At 71.7% G+C, this 20169-nt stretch carries 20 protein-coding genes; 13 read left to right on the plus strand and 7 right to left on the minus strand.

The features are described from left to right. Window positions 1-32: 32 nt before the first annotated feature. The 3 genes from Vau01_RS27150 to Vau01_RS27160 are packed head-to-tail and all read right to left on the minus strand — an operon-like array spanning window position 33 to window position 4007. The gene (locus tag Vau01_RS27150; RefSeq protein WP_203997896.1) at window positions 33-707 is read right to left on the minus strand and encodes an ABC transporter ATP-binding protein; all 675 of its coding nucleotides are present in this window, start codon (window positions 705-707) and stop codon (window positions 33-35) included. Continuing rightward, the gene (locus Vau01_RS27155; protein ID WP_203997899.1) at window positions 704-1381 is read right to left on the minus strand and encodes an ABC transporter ATP-binding protein; all 678 of its coding nucleotides are present in this window, start codon (window positions 1379-1381) and stop codon (window positions 704-706) included. Before Vau01_RS27155 ends, Vau01_RS27150 begins: the two co-directional genes overlap by 4 nt. Further along, window positions 1368-4007 carry a hypothetical protein gene (locus Vau01_RS27160; RefSeq protein ID WP_203997902.1) on the minus strand — a complete coding sequence of 880 codons (2640 nt, stop codon included), beginning with the start codon at window positions 4005-4007 and terminating at the stop codon, window positions 1368-1370. The genes Vau01_RS27155 and Vau01_RS27160 overlap by 14 nt, the downstream gene beginning before the upstream one ends. A gap of 209 nt (window positions 4008-4216) precedes the next feature. On the opposite strand from Vau01_RS27160, the gene ctaD reads away from it, so the two are divergent. Both ctaD and Vau01_RS27170 read left to right on the plus strand, forming a co-directional pair. Beyond that, complete coding sequence (gene ctaD, locus Vau01_RS27165; protein WP_203997905.1) at window positions 4217-5965, plus strand: aa3-type cytochrome oxidase subunit I; 1749 nt, start codon at window positions 4217-4219, stop codon at window positions 5963-5965. 328 nt (window positions 5966-6293) lie between these two features. Then, the gene (locus Vau01_RS27170) at window positions 6294-6680 is read left to right on the plus strand and encodes an STAS domain-containing protein (RefSeq protein WP_203997908.1); all 387 of its coding nucleotides are present in this window, start codon (window positions 6294-6296) and stop codon (window positions 6678-6680) included. Between the two features lie 47 nt (window positions 6681-6727). Here the strand turns inward: Vau01_RS27170 and Vau01_RS27175 are convergent, their stop codons facing one another. The 3 genes from Vau01_RS27175 to Vau01_RS27185 are packed head-to-tail and all read right to left on the minus strand — an operon-like array spanning window position 6728 to window position 11194. Continuing rightward, window positions 6728-7294 carry an isochorismatase family protein gene (locus tag Vau01_RS27175; RefSeq protein ID WP_203997911.1) on the minus strand — a complete coding sequence of 189 codons (567 nt, stop codon included), beginning with the start codon at window positions 7292-7294 and terminating at the stop codon, window positions 6728-6730. A 1-nt stretch (window position 7295) separates the two neighbouring features. Next, on the minus strand, window positions 7296-8540 hold the full coding sequence (locus Vau01_RS27180) for a nicotinate phosphoribosyltransferase (RefSeq protein WP_239151902.1): 1245 nt from the start codon (window positions 8538-8540) through the stop codon (window positions 7296-7298). Between the two features lie 35 nt (window positions 8541-8575). Beyond that, complete coding sequence (locus Vau01_RS27185) at window positions 8576-11194, minus strand: helix-turn-helix transcriptional regulator (RefSeq protein WP_203997917.1); 2619 nt, start codon at window positions 11192-11194, stop codon at window positions 8576-8578. A 249-nt stretch (window positions 11195-11443) separates the two neighbouring features. On the opposite strand from Vau01_RS27185, the gene Vau01_RS27190 reads away from it, so the two are divergent. From Vau01_RS27190 to Vau01_RS27215, 6 genes are read left to right on the plus strand one after another with little or no spacing between them, the layout of a single operon-like run. After that, a complete protein-coding gene (locus Vau01_RS27190; protein ID WP_203997920.1) occupies window positions 11444-12754 on the plus strand; it encodes a hypothetical protein in 1311 nt (436 codons plus the stop codon). 25 nt (window positions 12755-12779) lie between these two features. Next, a complete protein-coding gene (gene clpS / locus Vau01_RS27195; protein WP_203997923.1) occupies window positions 12780-13070 on the plus strand; it encodes an ATP-dependent Clp protease adapter ClpS in 291 nt (96 codons plus the stop codon). After that, window positions 13046-13567, plus strand: coding sequence for a DUF2017 domain-containing protein (locus Vau01_RS27200; protein ID WP_203997926.1), 522 nt, complete (start codon window positions 13046-13048; stop codon window positions 13565-13567). The genes clpS and Vau01_RS27200 overlap by 25 nt, the downstream gene beginning before the upstream one ends. A gap of 32 nt (window positions 13568-13599) precedes the next feature. Beyond that, window positions 13600-14085 carry a M67 family metallopeptidase gene (locus tag Vau01_RS27205; RefSeq protein ID WP_203997929.1) on the plus strand — a complete coding sequence of 162 codons (486 nt, stop codon included), beginning with the start codon at window positions 13600-13602 and terminating at the stop codon, window positions 14083-14085. A 52-nt stretch (window positions 14086-14137) separates the two neighbouring features. Further along, window positions 14138-14449: a ubiquitin-like small modifier protein 1 gene (locus Vau01_RS27210; RefSeq protein ID WP_203997932.1), complete on the plus strand. Its 312-nt coding sequence runs from the start codon at window positions 14138-14140 to the stop codon at window positions 14447-14449. A 3-nt stretch (window positions 14450-14452) separates the two neighbouring features. Then, window positions 14453-15403 (plus strand): PLP-dependent cysteine synthase family protein, encoded by a 951-nt coding sequence (locus Vau01_RS27215; RefSeq protein ID WP_203997935.1) that lies wholly within the window; start codon window positions 14453-14455, stop codon window positions 15401-15403. Between the two features lie 4 nt (window positions 15404-15407). On the opposite strand, the gene Vau01_RS27220 is transcribed toward Vau01_RS27215, so the two are convergent. Beyond that, the gene (locus Vau01_RS27220; protein ID WP_203997938.1) at window positions 15408-15890 is read right to left on the minus strand and encodes a hypothetical protein; all 483 of its coding nucleotides are present in this window, start codon (window positions 15888-15890) and stop codon (window positions 15408-15410) included. A 145-nt stretch (window positions 15891-16035) separates the two neighbouring features. Here Vau01_RS27220 and murI point away from each other — a divergent pair, with 145 nt between their 5' ends. The 5 genes from murI to rdgB are packed head-to-tail and all read left to right on the plus strand — an operon-like array spanning window position 16036 to window position 20166. After that, window positions 16036-16848 (plus strand): glutamate racemase, encoded by an 813-nt coding sequence (murI, locus tag Vau01_RS27225; RefSeq protein ID WP_239151904.1) that lies wholly within the window; start codon window positions 16036-16038, stop codon window positions 16846-16848. Window positions 16849-16879: 31 nt separating this feature from the next. After that, entirely contained in the window at window positions 16880-17629 is a 750-nt protein-coding gene (locus tag Vau01_RS27230; protein ID WP_203997943.1) for an MBL fold metallo-hydrolase, read from the plus strand. Window positions 17630-17688: 59 nt separating this feature from the next. Next, window positions 17689-18846, plus strand: a complete 1158-nt coding sequence (locus Vau01_RS27235; RefSeq protein ID WP_203997946.1) for a glycosyltransferase family 4 protein — start codon at window positions 17689-17691, stop codon at window positions 18844-18846. Between the two features lie 10 nt (window positions 18847-18856). After that, window positions 18857-19582: a ribonuclease PH gene (gene rph, locus Vau01_RS27240; protein ID WP_203997949.1), complete on the plus strand. Its 726-nt coding sequence runs from the start codon at window positions 18857-18859 to the stop codon at window positions 19580-19582. Continuing rightward, window positions 19579-20166: an RdgB/HAM1 family non-canonical purine NTP pyrophosphatase gene (gene rdgB, locus Vau01_RS27245; protein ID WP_203997952.1), complete on the plus strand. Its 588-nt coding sequence runs from the start codon at window positions 19579-19581 to the stop codon at window positions 20164-20166. The genes rph and rdgB overlap by 4 nt, the downstream gene beginning before the upstream one ends. The last annotated feature ends 3 nt before the right edge of the window (window positions 20167-20169 follow it).

A 20169-nucleotide genomic window follows, 5' to 3' on the forward strand; every position in this document is an offset into this window, starting at 1 on the left:
TCACTGTAGTCACGCCGGTCATCGCTGTAAAACTATCGGCTGACGCCGGTACGTTTGTCCGACACGAGACGGCCGTCGGCGAGCGTCACCACCCGGTCGGCCATCGAGATCACCGCTTCGTCGTGGCTGGAGATCAGCACCACGTTGCCGGCGTACGCGTGCCCGCGCAGGATGCCGAGCACCAGGTCGATCCGGCCGCGGTCCTGGTGACCGGTGGGCTCGTCGCCGAGCAGCAGCGGCGGATGCAGGCGCAACGCCCGGGCCACCGCCGTGCGCTGCTGCTCGCCACCCGAGGTCATCGACGGGTACCGGTCGGCGAGGTGCCCGATCTCGAACCTCTCCAGCAGCTCCTCGGCGGGTTCGCCGCGAAGCGCCGACGGGTCGAGCAGCGCCGGCATCTCGACGTTCTCGCGCACGGTCAGCTCGTCGAGCAGGGCCAGGGCCTGCGGGACGAACGCCAGGTCGCGCCACGTCATCGCCAGCGGATCGGCCCCGACCGGCAGCGGCGACTCGAACCGCACCGCGCCGGCGTCGGCCGTCTCGAAGCCCGCGATGATCGACAGCAGCGTGGTCTTGCCGGACCCGGACGGCCCGGCCGCCACGGTCAGCTCGCCGGGGTTGAGCACCAGCGTGACGTCGTCGAGCGCCGTCACGGTCTCCGCGCCCCGCCGGAACCGCTTCGTCAGGTTCTCCACGACAACGGTCATGTGACGACCTGCCCGTCGCGCATCTGGATCACCTGATCGGCGCGCCCCGCCACCACCGGGTCGTGGGTCGCGGCCACCACGGCCACCCCCGTCGACGCCAGCACGGCGAACGCCGCCAGCACCGAGTCGACGGTGCCGTGGTCGAGCTGGCCGGTGGGCTCGTCGGCGACCAGCACGGCCGGCGGACCGATCGCCGCGAACCCGATCGCCGTGCGCTGCTGCTCGCCGCCGGAGAGCTGGTGCGGGAGATGATCGGCCCGGTCGAGCAGGCCGAGGCGCTCCAGCATCGCCGTCACCTCGGAACCGGACCGGCGCAGACCGCGCAACTGCGCGCCCAGCTCGAGGTGCTGCCGCACCGACAGGTACTCGAGCAGGTTGTCGGCCGGGCTCTGGAACATGAAGCCGATCCGCTTGCGGCGCATCCGCACCCGGCGGCCGCGCGACAGCCGGGTGACGTCGGTGCCGTCGATCAGCACCTGCCCGCGGTCGGCCCGGTCGACGCAGGCGAGCAGGCGCAGCAGCGTCGACTTGCCGGAACCCGACGGCCCCACCAGCGCCGTGAACGAGCCGCGCGGGATCGTGAGGTCGACCCCGCGCAGGGCCGGCACCTCGGCGGCGTCCAGGTGATACGCCCGCTCCACGCTCCGGCAGGCAACCGCATCAGGCGACCTCACGTAGCACCTCCGCTGGAGTCGCCCTGCCTACCCGGCGCTGGGCGTAACCGATGGCGAGCAGCGCGATGACGGCCACCGCCGCCGCCGTCACCGCGAGGACCGGGTAGGGGATGGCGACGACCGTACCCGGCGGCAGCGTCGTGTTGATCTCGAACTCGTCGGAGACGACGGCGACGATCGCGAACGCCAACGCCGTCCCGCCGACCAGCCCGGCCGCGAGCGGCGCCGACAACTCGACCGCGAGCGCCGTACGGTGCGACCCGGGCCGGAACCGCATGCGCCGCAGCAACGCGTAGCCGCGCCGGTGCGCCGGTGCCCGGCTCTCCAGGTACAGCAGCAGCCCGACGGCCGTGATCAGGCCGGTGAGCAGCGACAGCGCGGCCAGGTAGTCGAAGGTGTAGGTGACGGCCTCGAACACCGTGTCGCCGTACAACTCGCGGGCCACCGAGATCCGCGACACCGGCAGGCCGGCGTCGGTCAGCTGCTGCCGGATCTCCGCCGCGTCGCCCCGGATCCACAGCTGCGGCGTGCCGCGCTGAACCAGGTCGCCGGCCGTCTCCCGGGACATCAGCATCGTCGGGTAGCTGCCCTGGCTGGCCATGAGGCCGTCGACCGCGGTCACCGGCACCGACGGGTACTCCCGGCCGATGTAGGTGATCTTCTGGTCGCCGGTCTTCAGCGGACGGGCACCGACCGCACCGCCGTCGCGCACGATTCGCATCGCGTCGTCGTCGGAGAGCCCGATCGGGCGGTCGTCCCAGGCCGCGTCGCGGGTGAACGTGGCCGGGTCGATCACCAGGATGTCGGTCTGGATCCCGCCGACGAGCACGCTGCCGACCCGCGACACCTCGGTGGTGCGGCCGGCGAGCGACGGCGGAACGGCGGCCGGCTCGGCGAGCGTCACCACGACGTCCGCTCCGATCATGAAGCCGGCCTCGGCCTGCAGCGTCGCGCGGACCGAGCCGTTGACGGTGGCACCGTACGCGGCGAAGGCGATCGGCACGGCGGTGGCGCCGGCCAGCATCGCGGCGATCGCCGCCTCCCGGCTGAGGCGCCGGCCCGCGAGGAAAAGAGCGGGGCGACGGGACCCGGGGTGCAGCGCGCGCCGTCGCAGCCAGCGGGTGCCCAGCCGGCCGCCGAACGCGGCCAGCCCGATGATCACCAGGATCGGGACGATCAGCAGCCGGCCCGGCACCTGGGCCACCGCGCCGAAGCCGTCGGAGGTGGCCTCGGTGCTGTCGTCGAGCCGGAACCAGGCGGCGACACCGGCCGCCACCAGGGTCAACTCCCACGGCAGCGCGAACAGGCGGACCCGGCGGTGCCGCGTCACCACGTCGGTGAGCGACCGCGACCGCATGCCGGCCGCGACCGCGACCACCGCGAGCGCCGCCGCCAGCGCCGCGGCGGCGGCCAGCATCGACCGGGGCCGGGCGTCGGCGGTGAGGACGGACGACGGCCCGACGCCGCGCACCAGCACGAACGCCGCCCACCAGCCGGCGGCGGCGCCGACGACGAGGGCCGGCAGCGCCTCCAGCAGCGCCTTCACGCCCAGCGGCACCGGGCCGACCCCGTGCGCGGCCAGCACGGTGAGCTCGCGGCGGCGGCGCTGCACCCAGAACAGCGCCGCGGCGGCCACCACCAGCAGGCCGACCGACACGCCGGCCGAGGTGATCGCCAGCACCGGCGGCACCAGGCTGCGCCGCACCAGGTCGGTACGGGGGACGTACTGCGGCATGTACCCGATGAACGTCAGGCTCGCGTTGGTCCGCGGGTCGCGCTGCAGTTCCTGCCGCATGCGGTCGACGCCGGCGGCGAGGCGGGCCGCGCTCGTGACGTCGATCTTCGGGTCGACGAGCGCGAAGTCGGCGTCGTTCCGCATCTGCGGCGCGCTGACGTTGATCGCCCCGCTCATGAACGTGGGCTCGTCGATCAGCACCAGCGGCGCGATCGGCCGGTTGGTGAACTCCTGGCCGGGCTCGCCCTCGTACAGCACCCGGTGCGCGCACCAGTACGGGTCGAACGGGGTCTGGCGCAGGTCGGTGTAGATCGCGGCGACCGGCAGGACGGCGTTGCGCGCCGCCTCGGCCGGGGCGCCGATCACGGCCCGGCTGTAGCCGACGATCGTGAACTGGTCGCCGACCTTGAGCCCGGCCTGGTTGGCGAACCGGTCGGGCAGCCACACGCCCGGGCCGGTGCCGCCGCTCTGCAGCTTGACGTGCTCGGCGAAGCCGTCGCGGGTCATGTAGTTGACCGGGCCGAGGTCCTTGCCGTTGCCGGCGCCGCCGGTGGTCATCCACACGCTGTGCACGGGCGCGGTGAGCCCGGCCGGCGCGAGCTGGGCGAGCTTGGCCTTCCGGTACGCGACCAGTTCGGGGTCGCTGATCGGCGGCTGCCCCGCCTGCACCGACGTGACCGCGAGGCTCGCCGTGACGTGCGCGCCGGAGCTCCACCGGCACGACTGGGCGATCTGGTTGCTGAGCGCCGCGTTGCGGGCGGAAGCGAGGAAGAGCGGGGCCGCCGCGGCCGGCAGGCTGGCCACGAAGGCGGCGGCGAGCAGCGCGAAGGCGACGCCGGGACGGGCGAACAGCAGCAGTGGTGCGCGGATCCATGGCGCGAGCCTGAGCATCGTCCTCCCAATTCGCCGCAGATTTCTGAAGGGACCGTTCCGGCCGCCCCACGGATGCTTCCTATATCGAATCGTGACCTTTGCGGCGCGGCAATTGACCCCGCGCCTGCCCGGCCGTCCCGAGAGGACTATTCTGCGGTCGACAGCAGAACCGCAGTTCAACGCATCGGGTGCGGGAAATTCCGGTGCTTGCGCGCAGGAGGCCGTTCGTGACCACCGTCGCACCGAAGCCGATCGTGACCCGGCCCTACCCGGTCCGGCGGGCCGTCAAGGGCTCGATGATCGGCCGCTTGTTGCGAACCACCGACGCCAAGTTGATCGGGCTGATGTACCTGGTCACCTCGTTCGTCTGGTTCTTCGTCGGCGGGTTCCTGGCGCTGCTGATGCGCGCCGAACTGGCCCGGCCGGAGCTGCAGATCTTCTCGGTCGACCAGTACAACCAGCTGTTCACGATGCACGGCACGATCATGCTGCTGTTCTTCGCCACACCGATCGTGTTCGCGTTCGGCAACTTCGTGGTGCCGCTGCAGATCGGCGCGCCCGACGTGTCGTTCCCGCGGCTGAACGCGTTCGCGTACTGGCTCTACGCGTTCGGCAGCACCCTCGCCGTGCTCGGCTTCGCCACGCCGGGAGGTGCCGCGAACTTCGGCTGGACGGCGTACACGCCGCTCTCCGACGCCACGCACTCGCCGGGCGTCGGCGCCGACATGTGGATCCTCGGCCTGGCGGTCAGCGGTCTCGGCACGATCCTCGGTGGCGTCAACATGATCACCACGATCCTGACGCTGCGCGCGCCCGGCATGACGATGTTCCGGATGCCGATCTTCACCTGGAACATCCTCATCACCAGCCTCCTGGTGATCATGGTGTTCCCGCTCCTCGCGGCGGCGCTGTTCGCCCTGGAGGCCGACCGGCGCCTCGGTGCGCACGTGTTCGACCCCGCCACCGGCGGCCCGATGCTCTGGCAGCACCTGTTCTGGTTCTTCGGCCACCCCGAGGTGTACATCATCGCGCTGCCGTTCTTCGGCATCATCAGCGAGGTCATCCCGGTCTTCAGCCGCAAGCCGATCTTCGGCTACAAGGGCCTGGTGGGCGCGACGATCGCGATCGCGGGCCTCTCGCTGGCGGTGTGGGCGCACCACATGTTCGCCACCGGCCAGGTGCTCCTGCCGTTCTTCTCGTTCTTCACGTTCCTCATCGCCGTGCCCACCGGCATGAAGTTCTTCACCTGGATCGGCACGATGTGGCGCGGCCAGTTGACGTTCGAGACGCCGATGCTCTTCGCCGTCGGCTTCCTCGTGACGTTCCTCTTCGGCGGCCTGTCGGGCGTGCTGCTGGCCAGCCCGCCGATCGACTTCCACGTGTCCGACAGCTACTTCGTGGTGGCCCACTTCCACTACGTGCTCTTCGGCACGATCGTGTTCGCGGTGTTCGCCGGCGTCTACTTCTGGTTCCCGAAGATGTTCGGCCGCATGCTCGACGAGCGCCTCGGAAAGATCCACTTCTGGCTGACCATGATCGGGTTCCACACCACGTTCCTGATCCAGCACTGGCTCGGCAACCGCGGCATGCCCCGCCGGTACGCCGACTACCAGGTGGGCGACGGCTTCACCACGTGGAACATGATCTCCACGGTCGGCGCGTTCATCCTGGGCGCCTCGACGCTGCCGTTCATCTGGAACTGCTACAAGTCGTACAAGGCCGGCCGGCTCGTCGAGGTCGACGACCCGTGGGGCCACGGGATGTCGCTCGAGTGGGCCACCACCTGCCCGCCGCCGCTGCGCAACTTCGACCGCATGCCGCGCATCCGGTCGGAGCGGCCCGCGTTCGACGCGAAGTTCCCCGAGCACGCGCCGGGCCACTCGCTGAGCAGCCCGCCGGCCGGCGGTGCCCGCCCGCTGTCGTCGGAGAGCGACGGCGGCGCCACGTACGAGGAAGACACGCCGTCCCGCCACTGAGGCCCACCAGCGCCGATTCCGGACCCCTGCCCAGTTGGGTGGGGGTCCGGAATTTTTTATCTGAGAACTCACAGGAACGGATGTTGGAGCGCTCCCATTGACGATCGGAAAGCTAGGGACCGGTGTTATTGCTGATCATGACGGTGTCGGAAGGTGGGGAGCCGCCAAATCGTTCGTGATCTTGTTGTAGGGTGTCGCCGGAGTGTAACCAAAGTTGACCTGGAGGGTGACGGTGCGTGATTTCAATGCTGGCGCACGGACCCGAGGTCCGCTACGCTCTCATTTCCTAGGGCACCGTCCCTAGACCGTTTCCTCGGGAGCGAACCCAGTGAGTTTGTCGATCAAGACAGGCGCGCAGGCCGACCGGACCTTCGTCATAGCCCTGCGCGGCGAGGTGGACTACACCACCGCACAGCAGTTCCGCGAAGAGGTTTCAATGCTATTGGCCGGCGGCGAGTTGAAGGTGCTCGTCATCGACCTCAAGGAAGTCTCGTTCCTCGACTCCACGGGGGTAGGCACCCTGGTGGTGGCGAGCCGCATCTGCGTCGACTGTGGCGTGCGAATGCTGCTCCGCGACGTCAACCCGTTCATCGCCAGGCTGTTCTCGGTGCTCGGGGTGTCCGACGTGCTCGGGGTACCGGCACCTGCCGGTGTCGTCGCCCAGCGACGAATTCCGGGGCAGCTCCCCGGACAGGCCGTCGCCCAACCGGTGTGACACGCCGGGAGCCGGCGCCATACTCGCGCCGGCTCCCCTCGAACAATTCAGGAAGCGCTGACGATCGGGGTGCCCACCAGGGTCACCCCGGCGTCGCGTAGCTGGGTGAGCGCCGTCTCGGTCGTCGCCGGCGCCACCCCGGCGGTGTGGTCGAGCAGCACCGTGGTCGCGAATCCCTCCCGGGCCGCGTCCAGCGCCGTGGCCCGCACGCAGTGGTCGGTGGCGATGCCCACCACGTCGACCGCGGTGACGTCGCGGGCGCGCAACCACGAGGCGAGGCCCTCGTCGTCGGCGAATCCCTCGAACCCCGAGTACGCGGCCGCGTGCTCGCCCTTCGTGAACACCGCCTCGATCCCGTCGGTCACGAGTGCCGGGTGGAAGTCCGACCCGGCCGTGCCGACGACGCAGTGCACGGGCCACGAGTCCACGTAGTCGGGCGGGTTGCCGAAGTGGGCGCCCGGGTCGACGTGGTAGTCCTTCGTGGCCACCACGTGGTCGTAGGACGCCATCAGGGCGTTCACCGACGCGGCCACAGCGGACCCGCCGGTGACGGCCAGGGAGCCGCCCTCGCAGAAGTCGTTCTGCACGTCCACCAGGATCAGCGCGCGGGTCATCTCAGGAACCTCCAGAGGTCACTACCGTCACCGGGACCGCCGGGTCGCCGGCCGACAACTTCAGGCCTTCCCACGGAATCGAGATCAGATTCTGCCGCAGCAGGTCGCGCGACTCCGCGAGCGTCGGCAGATCCTGCACGACACCGCCGCGCACGAACGGACGCTGCAGCGCCCGGTCGTGCGGTTCGGAGGACGGGGTGCAGGACGCCGCCACGATCTCCTCCACCGCCGTGCCGGTGGGCTTGTGCCGCCGCACGGCCGTCTTGCGGCCGCCCACCGTCGCCTTGTTCTCCGACCGCTTCACCACCGCTTTCCCGGCCACCTCGACCAGCTTGTAGACGAGGCCGGCGGTGGGCGCACCGGAACCGGTGACGACCGCGGTACCGGCGCCGTACCCGTCGACCGGTTCGGCGGCCAGCGCGGCGATCGAGTACTCGTCGAGGTCGCCGGAGACGATGATGCGCGTGTCGGTCGCGCCGAGCGAGTCGAGCAGGTCCCGCGCGTGCCCGGCCAGTACCGACAGGTCGCCGGAGTCGATCCGCACGGCGCCGAGTTTCGGGCCCGCCACCTCGACCGCGTTGCGGATGCCGGTGGTGATGTCGTACGTGTCCACCAGCAGCGTGGTGCCCGGCCCGAGCACCGCCACCTGCGCCGCGAACGCGGCCGGTTCGTCGTCGTGCAGCAGGGTGAACGCGTGGGCCGCGGTGCCCGCGGTCGGTATCGAGTACCGGGCTCCCGCCGCCAGGTTCGACGTCGCCGCGAAGCCGGCCAGGTACGAGGCCCGCGCGGCCGCGACCGCCGCCTCCTCGTGCGTGCGCCGCGAGCCCATCTCGATGATCGGGCGGCCCCGCGCCGCCGTCACCATCCGGGCCGCGGCGGCCGCGATCGCCGCGTCGTGGTTGAGCACGGACAGGATCAGCGTCTCGAGGACGACGCACTCGGCGAACGTTCCGGAGACCGTGAGGATCGGCGACCCGGGGAAGAACAGTTCCCCTTCGGCGTAGCCGTCGATGTCTCCGGAAAAGCGGTAGTTCGCGAGCCAGTCCAGCGTCTGCTCGTCGACCACGCCGGCCGTGCGCAGGTAGGAGAGCTCGTCGGGCCCGAAGCGGAAGGCCGACACGGCCTCGATCACCCGCGCCGTACCGGCCACCACGCCGTACCGGCGCCCCGACGGCAGCCGGCGCGCGAACACCTCGAACACGCACGGCCGGTCGGCGGATCCGTCGCGGAGCGCGGCGCTGACCATCGTCAGCTCGTAATGGTCGGTGAGAAGTGAGGTGATCACGCCTCTGAGGGTAAGCGCTCGGCGAGATCGGGCAGGGCACGAAGGGCGGTGGCCAGTTCCGTGCGTCCGCTCACACCGAGCTTGGCGTAGACGCGCATCAGGTGGTTGTCGACCGTCCGCGACGAGAGGAACAGCCGCTCGGCGATCTCCTTGCTGGCCACCCCGCCGGCGGCGAGCAGGGCGATCTCGCGCTCCCGGTTCGTCAACGCCGGCTGCCTGACCCGCAGCGCCGGTGTCCGCGCGCCCGGGCAGCCGGCCAGCAGGTTCGCCAGCTCCTCGGCGGCACCGCCGGCGGCGGCCGAGCGCACCGCCCGGAGCAGGCTCACCGCGACGGCGGCCGCCTCGGCGGCGTACAGGTTCATCCCGAGCCGCTGGAACCGCTCCATCGCCGTCAGCAGGGCCGGGCCGTCGCGGCGGGCCATCGCGTCGGCGTACCAGGTGACGGTCTCGGCGAGCTGGTTGTCGGAGTACGCGGCCAGCCACTGCAACCGCCGGGCCACGTCGCCCGCGGCGCCGAGCCGTACCAGGTCGAGCAGCGCGAGCAGTTCGTGCCCGTGGAACCCGTCGTTGCCGAGCCGTTCGGCGAGCCGGCGCAGGATCGTCACGCCGCCGGCCTGGTCGCCCCCGGCGACGACCACCCAGGCCCGGGCCTGCTCGAACCACGGGTCGAGCACCGCCATCGCCGGCACGCGCCGGGCGTCGGCGTCGGCCATCGCGGACCGCGCCAGGTCGGCGTCGCCGCACAGGGCCGCCACGTGGGCGCGCTCGGCGTGCGCGAGCCCGGCGTACACGCGTCCGTCGGCCAGCAGCGCGCAGGCCTCGGCCGCGAGCTGGCCGGCGGCCGCGAGCTGGCCGCGGAGCCGGGCCGCCTGTGCGGCGAGCACGGCCCGGTAACCGGAGCGGACCGCGAATCCGTCGCCGTCGTCGGTGCCGACCAGCTTGTCGATCCCGGCCACGTCGCCGGCGATGAGCAGCGCGGTGCCGTGCGCGAGCTCCGCGGCGAGGCCGAGGTACGGGTTGCCGGTGGGCTCCACCATCGCCCGCGCGCGGGCCGGCGCGCCGCCGGCGGCCAGGAGGTGGGCCATGGCGGTGCGGGCGAGGGCCCGGGGGCCCGGCGGGCTCGCCGGATCGTCGAGGACCTCGCCGGCGAGCTGCCGGGCCGCGCGGGGTTCGCCGTGGTGCAGGCGCATCAGCGACTCCAGCGCCCGCGTCCAGGACTGTTCGACGGGACGCGCGTGCGCGCGACGGCCGTCGGCCAGCGCGTCGGGTGCGGTGGTGTCGAAGTGCCCCCAGTACGCGACGACGCCGCGCAGGCACCGCCACCGCAGGCTGGATCCGCTCTGCGCGTCGAGCACCGCGAGGGCCTCGCCGGGCCGGTCGGTGAGAAACAGCACAGTGGCCAGCACCTCGGCGGCCTGGAACCCGCCGCCGCCGTCGGCGAGCGCGGCCCGGCTCAACCGGGCGGCGAGCGGCAGTCGGTGCAGCCGGAACGCCTGCCGGACGGCCTTGAGCAGGCGGCGCGGGTCGGTGCCGGTGTCGCTGTCGACCCGCCAGGCCGCGATCCGCAGGACGTCGTCGTCGCGCCGGGCGCCGGTGGCCTCGATCAGGTGGGCGAGGTCGGCCTGGAGGCGGCGGGCCCGGGTGAGCGGGCAGCGCTGCCGCACCACCTCGCCGTAGAGCGGATGGGCGAGGCGCACGGTGGTGCGCCGGTCGTCGCGCGTCACCGTGATCAGGCCGCGCTCCTCGGCCTGTTCGGCCGCCGCGCTGTCGGTCGCCTTGACCAGCAACGGCAGCCCGAGGGGCGCACCGAACGCGACCAGTTCGAGCACGTCGCGCACCGCCGGTTCGAGCGGGCCGATGCGGTGGTCGACCACGTCGGTGAGGGTGGGCGTCAGCGCGAACCGGCCGGTCCAGCGCCAGATGCCGCACGCCTCGACCAGGTCGCCGCTCGTCCGCGCCGCGGTGACGAGTTCCCGGAGCAGCAACGCGTTGCCGGTGGTCAGCCGCCACAACCGGTCGACCGACCGCGCCTCGACGGGCCCGCCGAGCACGGCCTGCAGCAGGTCGGCGGTGTCGCCGGCGCTGAGCGGCCCGAGGTCGACGCGGTCGACCAGGTCGTCGATCCACAGCGCCCGCACCGGTTCCGGCGTCGGTACGCCGGTGCGGATCGTGCCGATCACGGTCGCCTGCCGGGTGCGGGCGAGGTGGTGCACCAGCGCGGCCGACAGCGGGTCGAGCAGGTGGGTGTCGTCGACGGCGAGCACGATCGGTCGGCCGGCGGCGAGCCGGTGCAGGGCGTCGAGCGCCCAGCGCACCAGCCCGGCATGGCTCGCGACGGCGTTCGGGCCGACCCCGTTCTGCGGGCTGACGACGAGGTCGCCGGGCAACGCGGGCGCCAGGCTCGCGAGCGCCAGGCCGGCGGTGGCGGCGGTACCGGTGACCGCGACGAGCGCGTACCGACCCGGATCAAGATTTTCGGTAACGGATCTCAGCAATCGACTTTTGCCAATTCCTGGTGCGCCGCCAAAGATCAGGCCGCACCCGCTGGCACCCGTGGCGGCCTCGAACATGCGACGCACTTCCGCCGCGCGTCCGATGAAAGTCCAGGGGGCCACGGGCGGAGCATATAGACATTGCCATCACTCTGCGCGCCCGGACGTGTACCCAAGAGTGTTCCGACGTGGTATTACTGACGGGCCGAGCCGAGCGACGAAATTCTCGGAACAAATCGTTGAACATCAATGTGCCATCGGGAGGATCGAATCATGACCCCGGTTGTGCTGTCGGGTAGGTCGGCGCCGCAGAGTGATGGCGATGGCTCGGCGGGGGATTCCGATCCGGACGGAGACCGGGCAGGTGTTTCGATGAACCGACCCGTGAAACGGCCGGCGCCGGCCCGTGCCGGCAGCGCGGTCGAGCCGCCACCGGTACGGCCCACCGTCGTGTTCGCCGGCACCGGGCAGCACGGGCTCGCGGCCGCCCTGCTCGGCATGGCGGTGCCGGAGAGCGCGCCGTCGGCGTTCGTGGTGTTCCGGCACGGTCCGGCCGGTGCGCGCGCGTTCATCCCGGGTCACCGCGAACCCCGCGACATCGCGACCGGCACCGGCCCGCTCACCCGGCCACCGCGCCGGGTCGCCCTGTCGGTGCCCGCGCCCACGCTGGAGTACGTGCACCTGATCGTCGCGCCCGACGGCATGCCCGGTACGGCGCGCACCACCGTGGTCGCCGACGCCGTGCGCTGCGCCGACGGGCTGGTCTACCTGATCGACGCGGGGGAGCCGCTGTCGCCGGCGCGCCGGGCCGAACTCGCCGCGCTGGCCGCGGTGGCCGGCCGCGTCGTGCTGATCGCCGTCCGCGACTCGAACGACGCCGAGCGGGCCGCCGTGGTCGGCCAGATTCCGGCGCTCGCGGCCGCCGTGTGGTACCCGATCGAGGACGTCACGGCGATCGCCGCCGACCTGCGGTCGCCACACTGGCTGTCGGGGCCGGCGTCGGCCCGGGTGCCCACGCCGCGGTCGGCCGACCCGGTGGAACTGTGTCCCGCGCCCGTCGTCACCGGTGACGACGCGGCGTGGCGGCAGGTCCTCGCCACCCGGCTGGGCGAGCACCGGTCGGCGGTCAAGGACCTGTTCGCCGACGACCTCGACGCGTTGGTCGAGCGGTGCGGCGCCGACCCGCTGCGGCTGCCCGAGGCGCTCGACACCGAACTGCACGCGTTGTCGCTGCGCGCGTCCGCCTGCCTCGACATGGCCGCCCGCGACCTCGTGGCCGCCGTGTTCTCGGCGGTGGTCGAGGGCCGGCTGCGCGAGTCCGACCTGGTGCGCGTCACCACGGCGCTGTGGCGCCGGGTCGAACCCGACGACCGCACGCTGCTGGTCACGGCGACGGCGGGAGTGGCGGCGGTGTCCGGCGCGGCCGACGCGGTCTCGGCCACCGGGCTGTTCTCGCCCAGCCTGCTCCCGCCCGTCAACCTGGCCGTCTCCGGCAACTGCCACCTCATGTGGCACTACCGCGGCGTGCCCGACCAGGTGGCCGCGCGGGAGTGGCTGCACCACGCGGCGGAGTCCGTGCACCGCGCGGTCGACACGGCGCTCGACGCCCGGTTCGCCGAGTTGGCCGAGGCCGTGGGCGCCCTGGCCGGCGACGCGGTCGACCACGGGGTGCTGCTCGCCTGAGCGGTCCGGGATTACAGTGGAGGTCATGGCCGCGCCGATGACCAGTCCGGTCGAAACTCCCGACATCGACGAGGTGGCCGACGCCGACCGGCCGTGGATGACGATCGTGCACAACGACCCGGTGAACCTGATGAACTACGTCACCTGGGTGTTCCAGAAGCTCTTCGGCTACAGCAAGGAGAAGGCCGAACAGCTCATGCTCGACGTGCACCACAAGGGCCGGGCCATCGTGTCGAGCGGTGCCCGCGAGCGGATGGAGCACGACGCGTCACGGCTGCACGCGTACGGGCTGTGGGCGACGGTGTCGCAATCTTGACGGGCTTCCACCGGCGCAGGTCGGCCTGCGTGGCGAGCTTCGACGCCATCGAGTCCGAGGTGCTGCGCGACGTGCTCAGCCAGGTCATGGAGCTGGTCACCGACGACCTCGACCGGGCCGACCCGGTGGTCGCCCGCCTGTTCCCGGACTTCTACCCCGACGACGCGGAAGCCTCGACCGACCTGCACCGCTACACCGACGACGACCTGAAGGCGGCCAAGCTCGACCAGGCCGGCACGGTGCTCGACCTGCTCCCGCGCGGCGGCGGCACGGTGCGGCTCGACGAGGAGCAGGCGGCCACCTGGCTGCGGGCGCTCACCGACGCCCGGCTCGCGCTCGGCCTGCGGATCGATGTGCGCGACGACACAGATCTCGAAGCGGAGATCGACGACGCGGTGCTCGCCGATCCCACTTCCCCGCGTGTGCAGCAGTTATCCGTGTACGCGTTCCTGACCCTGCTGCAGGCGTCACTGGTCGAAGCGCTGGCCGGTTACTAGATCCGCCGCCGGCGCAAGGTAATCTGAATGACGTGCTGACCATCGACGCCGAGATTCTCGAGGCGATCGTCGCGCACGCCCGCCGGGACCACCCCGACGAGGCGTGCGGTGTCGTGGCCGGCAAGATCGGTAGCGACCGCCCGGAGCGGCTGGTCGAAATGGACAACGTCGAGCGTTCCAGCACGTTCTACCGGTTCGACTCGATGGAGCAGTTGCGCGTATGGCGCGAGATGGACGACCGTGACGAGGAGCCGGTGGTGATCTACCACTCGCACACGGCCACCGAGGCCTACCCGTCGCGTACCGACATCTCCTACGCCGGCGAGCCGGGTGCCCACTACCTGCTCGTGTCGACGCGCGACCCCGAGGTCGTCGAGGTGCGGTCGTACTCGATCGTCGACGGAACGGTCACCGAGGAGCCCGTGAAGGTCCTCAACGCCGCGGTCGATCCGCACGCTGTGCAGAAGTACCTATTCGGGCAGAGCCCGACAACTGTTGACTACGAGTGTCCGGCCTAGCTGTCGAACACGTCCGGTTGTCAATTGCTTCGTTCCGAAAGGCTTGAGAGAAATGTCTGTCGACGTCCGCGTCCCCACCATCCTGCGCTCCTTCACGGGCGGCCAGAAGGCCGTCAAGGGCACCGGCGACACCCTCGCCGACCTGCTCACCGACCTCGACGCCCAGTACCCCGGCATCAAGGGCCGGCTGCTGACCGACGACGGCTCGCTGCACCGGTTCGTCAACATCTACATCAACGACGAAGACGTGCGGTTCCAGGGTGGGCTCGACGCCAAGCTGAACAGCGGTGACGAGGTCACCATCCTGCCGGCGGTCGCCGGTGGCGCGTTCGCGTTCGCGGCCGCGCATGCCCTCCGGGGGTAGTAGATGACCCGCTACGACTCGCTGCTCGACGCCTGCGGCAACACGCCGCTGGTGGGGTTGCCCCGCCTGTCGCCCTCGCCCGACGTGCGGCTGTGGGCGAAGCTGGAGGACCGCAACCCCACCGGCAGCGTGAAGGACCGGGTGGCCCTGCACATGGTGCGGGCCGCCGAGGAGGAGGGCCGGCTCAAGTCGGGCGACACCATCCTCGAGCCCACGAGCGGCAACACCGGCATCGGCCTCGCGATGGTGGCCAAGCTGCGCGGGTATCGCGTCGTGTGCGTCATGCCGGAGAACGTGTCGTCCGAGCGGGTGCAGTTGCTGCGCATGTACGGTGCCGAGATCATCTTCTCGCCGGCCGAGGGCGGGTCGAACCGCGCGGTGGCGGTGGCGAAGGAGATCGCGGCCGAGCACCCGGACTGGGTGATGATGTACCAGTACGGCAACCCGGCGAACGCGCGTGCGCACTACGAGGGAACCGGCCCGGAGATCCTGCGTGATCTGCCCACGATCACGCACTTCGTGGCCGGCCTCGGCACCACCGGCACGCTCATGGGCGTCGGGCGGTACCTGCGCGAGAAGGTCGAGGGGGTGCAGATCGTCGCCGCCGAGCCCCGCTACGGCGAACTGGTCTACGGTCTGCGCAACCTCGACGAGGGCTACGTACCCGAGTTGTACGACGGCTCGGTGCTCACCCGGCGGTTCTCGGTCGGCACCCGCGACGCGGTGCTGCGAACGCGGCAGATGATCGAGGTCGAGGGCCTGTTCGCCGGGTTCTCGACCGGCGCCGTGCTGCACGCGGCGCTGGCCGTGGCCCACGAGGCGGTCAAGGCGGGCAAGCCGGCGGATGTCGCGTTCGTGGTGGCCGACGGCGGGTGGAAGTACCTGTCGACGGGCGCCTACGGCAGCACCCTGTCCGACGCCGAGCAGGCCCTGGAGGGCCAGCTCTGGGCGTAGTTCGTCAGCGGCTGGCCGTCAACACGATGGCCAGCGCCAGCGCCAGCGTGCCGATCGAGAGGCCGATCCACGGGGCGCGGCGGCGGTGGATGCTCGCGAACGCGCCGGCCGTGGCGCCCACGCCGACGAGACCGATCAGCATCATCGTCAGCGTGTACGAGCTCGCGCCCGGGCGGAACAGGCTGGCCAGCACCGGCAGCAGCACGAGCACGCCGGCCATGCCGAGCGCGCCGGCCCAGGCCGCCACCAGGGCCAGCCGGCGTGGTTCGGGCGCCGGGTCGCCGTCCAGTGGAAGCCGGAACCGCACGCGGACCGCATGTTTGGTGCGGCCGTGGAACTCGCTGTCCCGGTACTGCTGGACGAGCATGCCGGGCCGGGTCTGCCGCCACGACCGGTTCGCGGCCGACAGGCTGCGACCGGCCGCGCGCAGCCGCTGCTGGATCCGGGCGTGCGCCTCCGCCCGTAGCCGCTCGGTGTCCGTCCGCATGGCGATCTCCTCATTGGTGCCTACACACCGCAACGACGGAGTCGACCATGAGTGACTGATACACCCCTGACCATGTCGATTTGGCGACTTACCTGCGCAGATGGACCCCGCGAAAAGGAGTTGACGGCGTAGGCTCCGCGTCGTGATGGACGCGCCGATCGGGATCTTCGACTCCGGGGTCGGCGGGCTGACCGTGGCGCGGGCCATCCTCGACCAGTTGCCCGGCGAGCAGGTGATCTACGTCGGCGACACGGCACACGTCCCCTACGGTCCGAAGCCGATCGCCGACGTGCGCCGCTACGCCCTCGACTGCCTCGACCACCTGGCCGAGGAGGGCGTCAAGCTGATCGTGATCGCGTGCAACAGCGCCGCCGCGGCGTGCCTGCACGACGCCCGTGAGCGCTATCCGGTGCCGGTGGTCGAGGTGATCCGGCCGGCCGTGCGGCGGGCGGTCGCCGCCACCCGCAACGGGCGCATCGGCGTCATCGGCACCAGCGCGACGATCAACAGCCGGGCGTACGAGGACGCGTTCGCGGCCGCGCCGCACGTCCGGGTGACGAGCGCCGCGTGTCCGCAGTTCGTGGAGTTCGTGGAGCGGGGCATCACGTCCGGGCGGGCACTGCTCGGGCTGGCCCAGTCGTACCTGGAACCGTTGCAGCGGGCCGAGGTCGACACGTTGGTGCTGGGCTGCACCCACTACCCGTTGCTGGCCGGCATGCTCGGCCTGGCGATGGGCGACGAGGTGACCCTGGTGTCCAGCGCCGACGAGACGGCGCGCGACGTGTACCGGGTCCTGGTCGAGCGCGACATGTTGCGCCCCGACGGGGCGGAAGTACAGCACCGCTTCCTGGCCACCGGCGACGTGGAGCCGTTCGCGCGGCTCGCCTCCCGGTTCCTCGGGCCGGTGGCGGCTAACGTGGGCTCCCTGGCGAGATCCGCCGGGGTTGGGGCGAATTAGGGGTGTCTGTGAGCGCGAGGGGCGGGATGTCGTGAGGCTCACCGTGCTGGGCTGCGCGGGCAGTTTCCCGGGGCCGGACTCCGGGTGTTCGTGTTATCTGGTCGACGCCGACGGCTTCCGGATGCTGATCGACTTCGGAACCGGGTCGATGACGGCGGTGCAGCGGTTCTGCGGGTTGTACTCGATCGACGCGATCGTGCTGACACACCTGCATCCCGACCACATATTCGACGCGTGCTCCTACGTGGTGGCCCGGCGGTACTCGCCGGACGGCCCGCTGCCGCGGATCCCGATGTTCGCACCGGTCGGCGCGGAGCAGCGGCTCGCCCTGGCCTACGCCGGCAACGACAGCGAGAAGCTCGACGACGTGTACGAGTTCCACGAGCTGTCCGCCGGCACCACCCAGATCGGGCCGTTCAGCGTGTTCGCCGAGCGGGTCAACCACCCGGTGGAGACGTACGGGCTGCGCATCGAGCACGAGGGCCGGACGCTCGCGTACTCGTCCGACTCGGCGCCGTGCGACGCGCTGATCCGGCTCGCGTTGAACGCCGACGTGTTCCTCTGCGAGGCGAGCTACCTCGACGACATGGACAACCCGCCCGACCTGCACCTCACCGGCCGGGAGGCGGGCGAGCACGCCAGCAAGGCCGGTGTCGGCCGGTTGCTGCTGACCCACCTGGTCGCGGCCTGGGGGAGCGAGTTCATGACGCAGGACGCGGCGGCGAGCGCCTACGGCGGTCCGATCGACATCGTGCGGCCGGGAACGCGGTACATGATTTAGCCTCCGGCGTTTGGCTGGGCGTCGATCCCTGGTTCACCTGCGACCCCGATGGTGAACCCATGCGCGTCGCGATCGTCACCGAGTCGTTCCCGCCGGACGTGAACGGGGTTGCGAACTCCGTCGTCCGGGTGGCCGACCACCTGCGTGCCCGCGGCCACGAGCCGCTCGTCGTCGCTCCCGCCCCCGCCGCCGGCTGCCGGTCCGTCGCCGGACCGCTGCCGTACCCGGTGGTGCGGGTGCCGTCGGTACCCATGCCGGGTTACCCGGCCTTCCGGCTCGGCCTGCCCAGCCGTCGCATCGCCGCGGCGCTCCGGGCCCACCACACCGACGTGGTGCACCTGGCGAGTCCGTTCTTCCTCGGCGGCACCGGGTCCCGGGTCACCACCCGGCTGGGCCTGCCGTCGGTGGCCGTCTACCAGACCGACGTGGCGGCCTACGCCCGCCTGTACCGGTTCGGCTGGGGCGAGCGCACCGCGTGGCGTTGGCTGCGCCAGATCCACAACAGCGCCGGACGCACGCTGGCGCCGTCGACGGCGGCGGCCACCGCCCTGCTGGCCAACGGGATCCGGCGGGTGTGGCTGTGGCGGCGCGGCGTCGACGCGGTCCGCTTCGACGCTTCCCACCGGAGCGCGGCCCTGCGCCGGGCGCTGGCCCCGAACGGCGAGGTGATCGTCGGGTACGTCGGGCGGGTCGCGGCGGAGAAGCGGCTCGACCTGCTGGCTCCGATCGCGCGACAGAAGGGCGTGCGGCTGGTGATCGTCGGTGCGGGCCCGGCGGAGGAGCAGGCGCGCGCGGCGCTGCCCGGCGCGGTGTTCCTCGGCGCCCGGCACGGCGGCCAACTCGCCCGGCTCTACGCCAGTTTCGACGTCTTCGCCCACGCCGGGCCGTTCGAGACGTTCGGCCAGACCATCCAGGAGGCGATGGCGAGCGGGCTTCCGGTGGTCGCGCCGGCGGCGGGCGGTCCGGTGGATCTGGTGACGCACGACCGCACCGGCTTCCTGGTACCCGCGTTCGACGCGGCCGCGCTGGGTGCGGCGGTGGCCAAACTGGTCGAGGACCCGGAGCTGCGGGCTTCGTTCGGCGCCGCCGCCCGGGCCGAGGTAGCCGCGCGCACGTGGGCCGCGATCGGCGACGAACTGATCGACCACTACGTGGCCGTCCACAGTGGAGGCTTGCCGGCGGCGCCCCGTGTCTCGCTGCTCGGGGGCGGCGCTTAGGGTGGGACGTATGTCACGTCCCGATGACCGCGCAGCCGATCAGCTCCGCCCGGTGACCCTCACCCGCAACTGGACCGTCCACGCGGAAGGATCGGTGCTGGTCGAGTTCGGCCAGACCCGGGTGCTGTGCACCGCCAGCGTCAACGAAGGCGTGCCGCGCTGGCGCAAGGGTTCGGGGCTGGGGTGGCTCACGGCCGAGTACGCGATGCTGCCCCGGGCCACCACCACCCGCAACGACCGGGAGAGCGTCCGGGGGAAGGTGGGCGGCCGTACCCACGAGATCTCACGGCTCATCGGACGCGCGCTGCGGGCGTCCTGTGACCTGAAGTACCTCGGCGAGAACTCCATCATGATCGACTGCGATGTGCTGCAGGCCGACGGCGGCACCCGCACGGCGGCGATCACGGGTGCGTACGTCGCCCTGCACGACGCCGTCCACTGGCTGGCCGGCCGCCGCAAGCTCGGCGGCTCGCCCGACGACGTGCTCAAGCGCTCGGTGTCGGCGGTGAGCGTCGGCATCATCGGCGGCGAGCCGCGCCTCGACCTCTGCTACGAGGAGGACGTGGTCGCCGACGTCGACATGAACATCGTCTGCACCGGCGCCGGCGACTTCGTCGAGGTGCAGGGCACCGGCGAGCAGGGCGTGTTCAGCCGCGACCAGTTGACCGCGCTGCTCGACCTCGGCGTGGCCGGTTGCCTGGAACTCACCGAGCTGCAGAAGAAGGCCGTGGCGTGAAGTACCTGTTGGCCACCCGCAACAAGAAGAAACTCGAGGAGCTGCGCCGGATCCTCGTCGGCCTGGACGTCGACATCGTCGATCTCGACGACGTACCGTCCTATGTGGAGGTTCCCGAGACGGGCCTGACGTTCGCCGACAACGCGTTGCTGAAGGCCCGCGAGGGCGTCAAGCACACCGGCCTGCCGACGATCGCCGACGACTCCGGCATCGCCGTCGACGCCCTGAACGGCATGCCCGGCGTGTTCAGCGCCCGGTGGGCCGGCAAACACGGCGACGACCGCGCCAACCTGGAACTGCTGCTCGCCCAGGTGGGCGACGTCCCCGACGAGCACCGCGGCGCCGCGTTCGTGTGCGCGGCAGCATTGGTGATGCCCGACGGCCGCGAGACCGTGATCCACGGCGAGCACCGCGGCCGCCTGGTGCGGGCACCCCGCGGCACCAACGGTTTCGGCTACGACCCGATCTTCCAGTCCGACGGCGAAGGCCGCACCAACGCCGAGATGACCCCGGCGGAGAAGGACGCCGTCTCCCACCGCGGCAAGGCCTTCCGCGAACTCGCCGCCCACCTCGCCGCCATCTAGATG

This window comes from Virgisporangium aurantiacum (genome assembly GCF_016863635.1).
In the GTDB taxonomy this organism is placed as follows: Bacteria; Actinomycetota; Actinomycetes; order Mycobacteriales; family Micromonosporaceae; genus Virgisporangium; species Virgisporangium aurantiacum.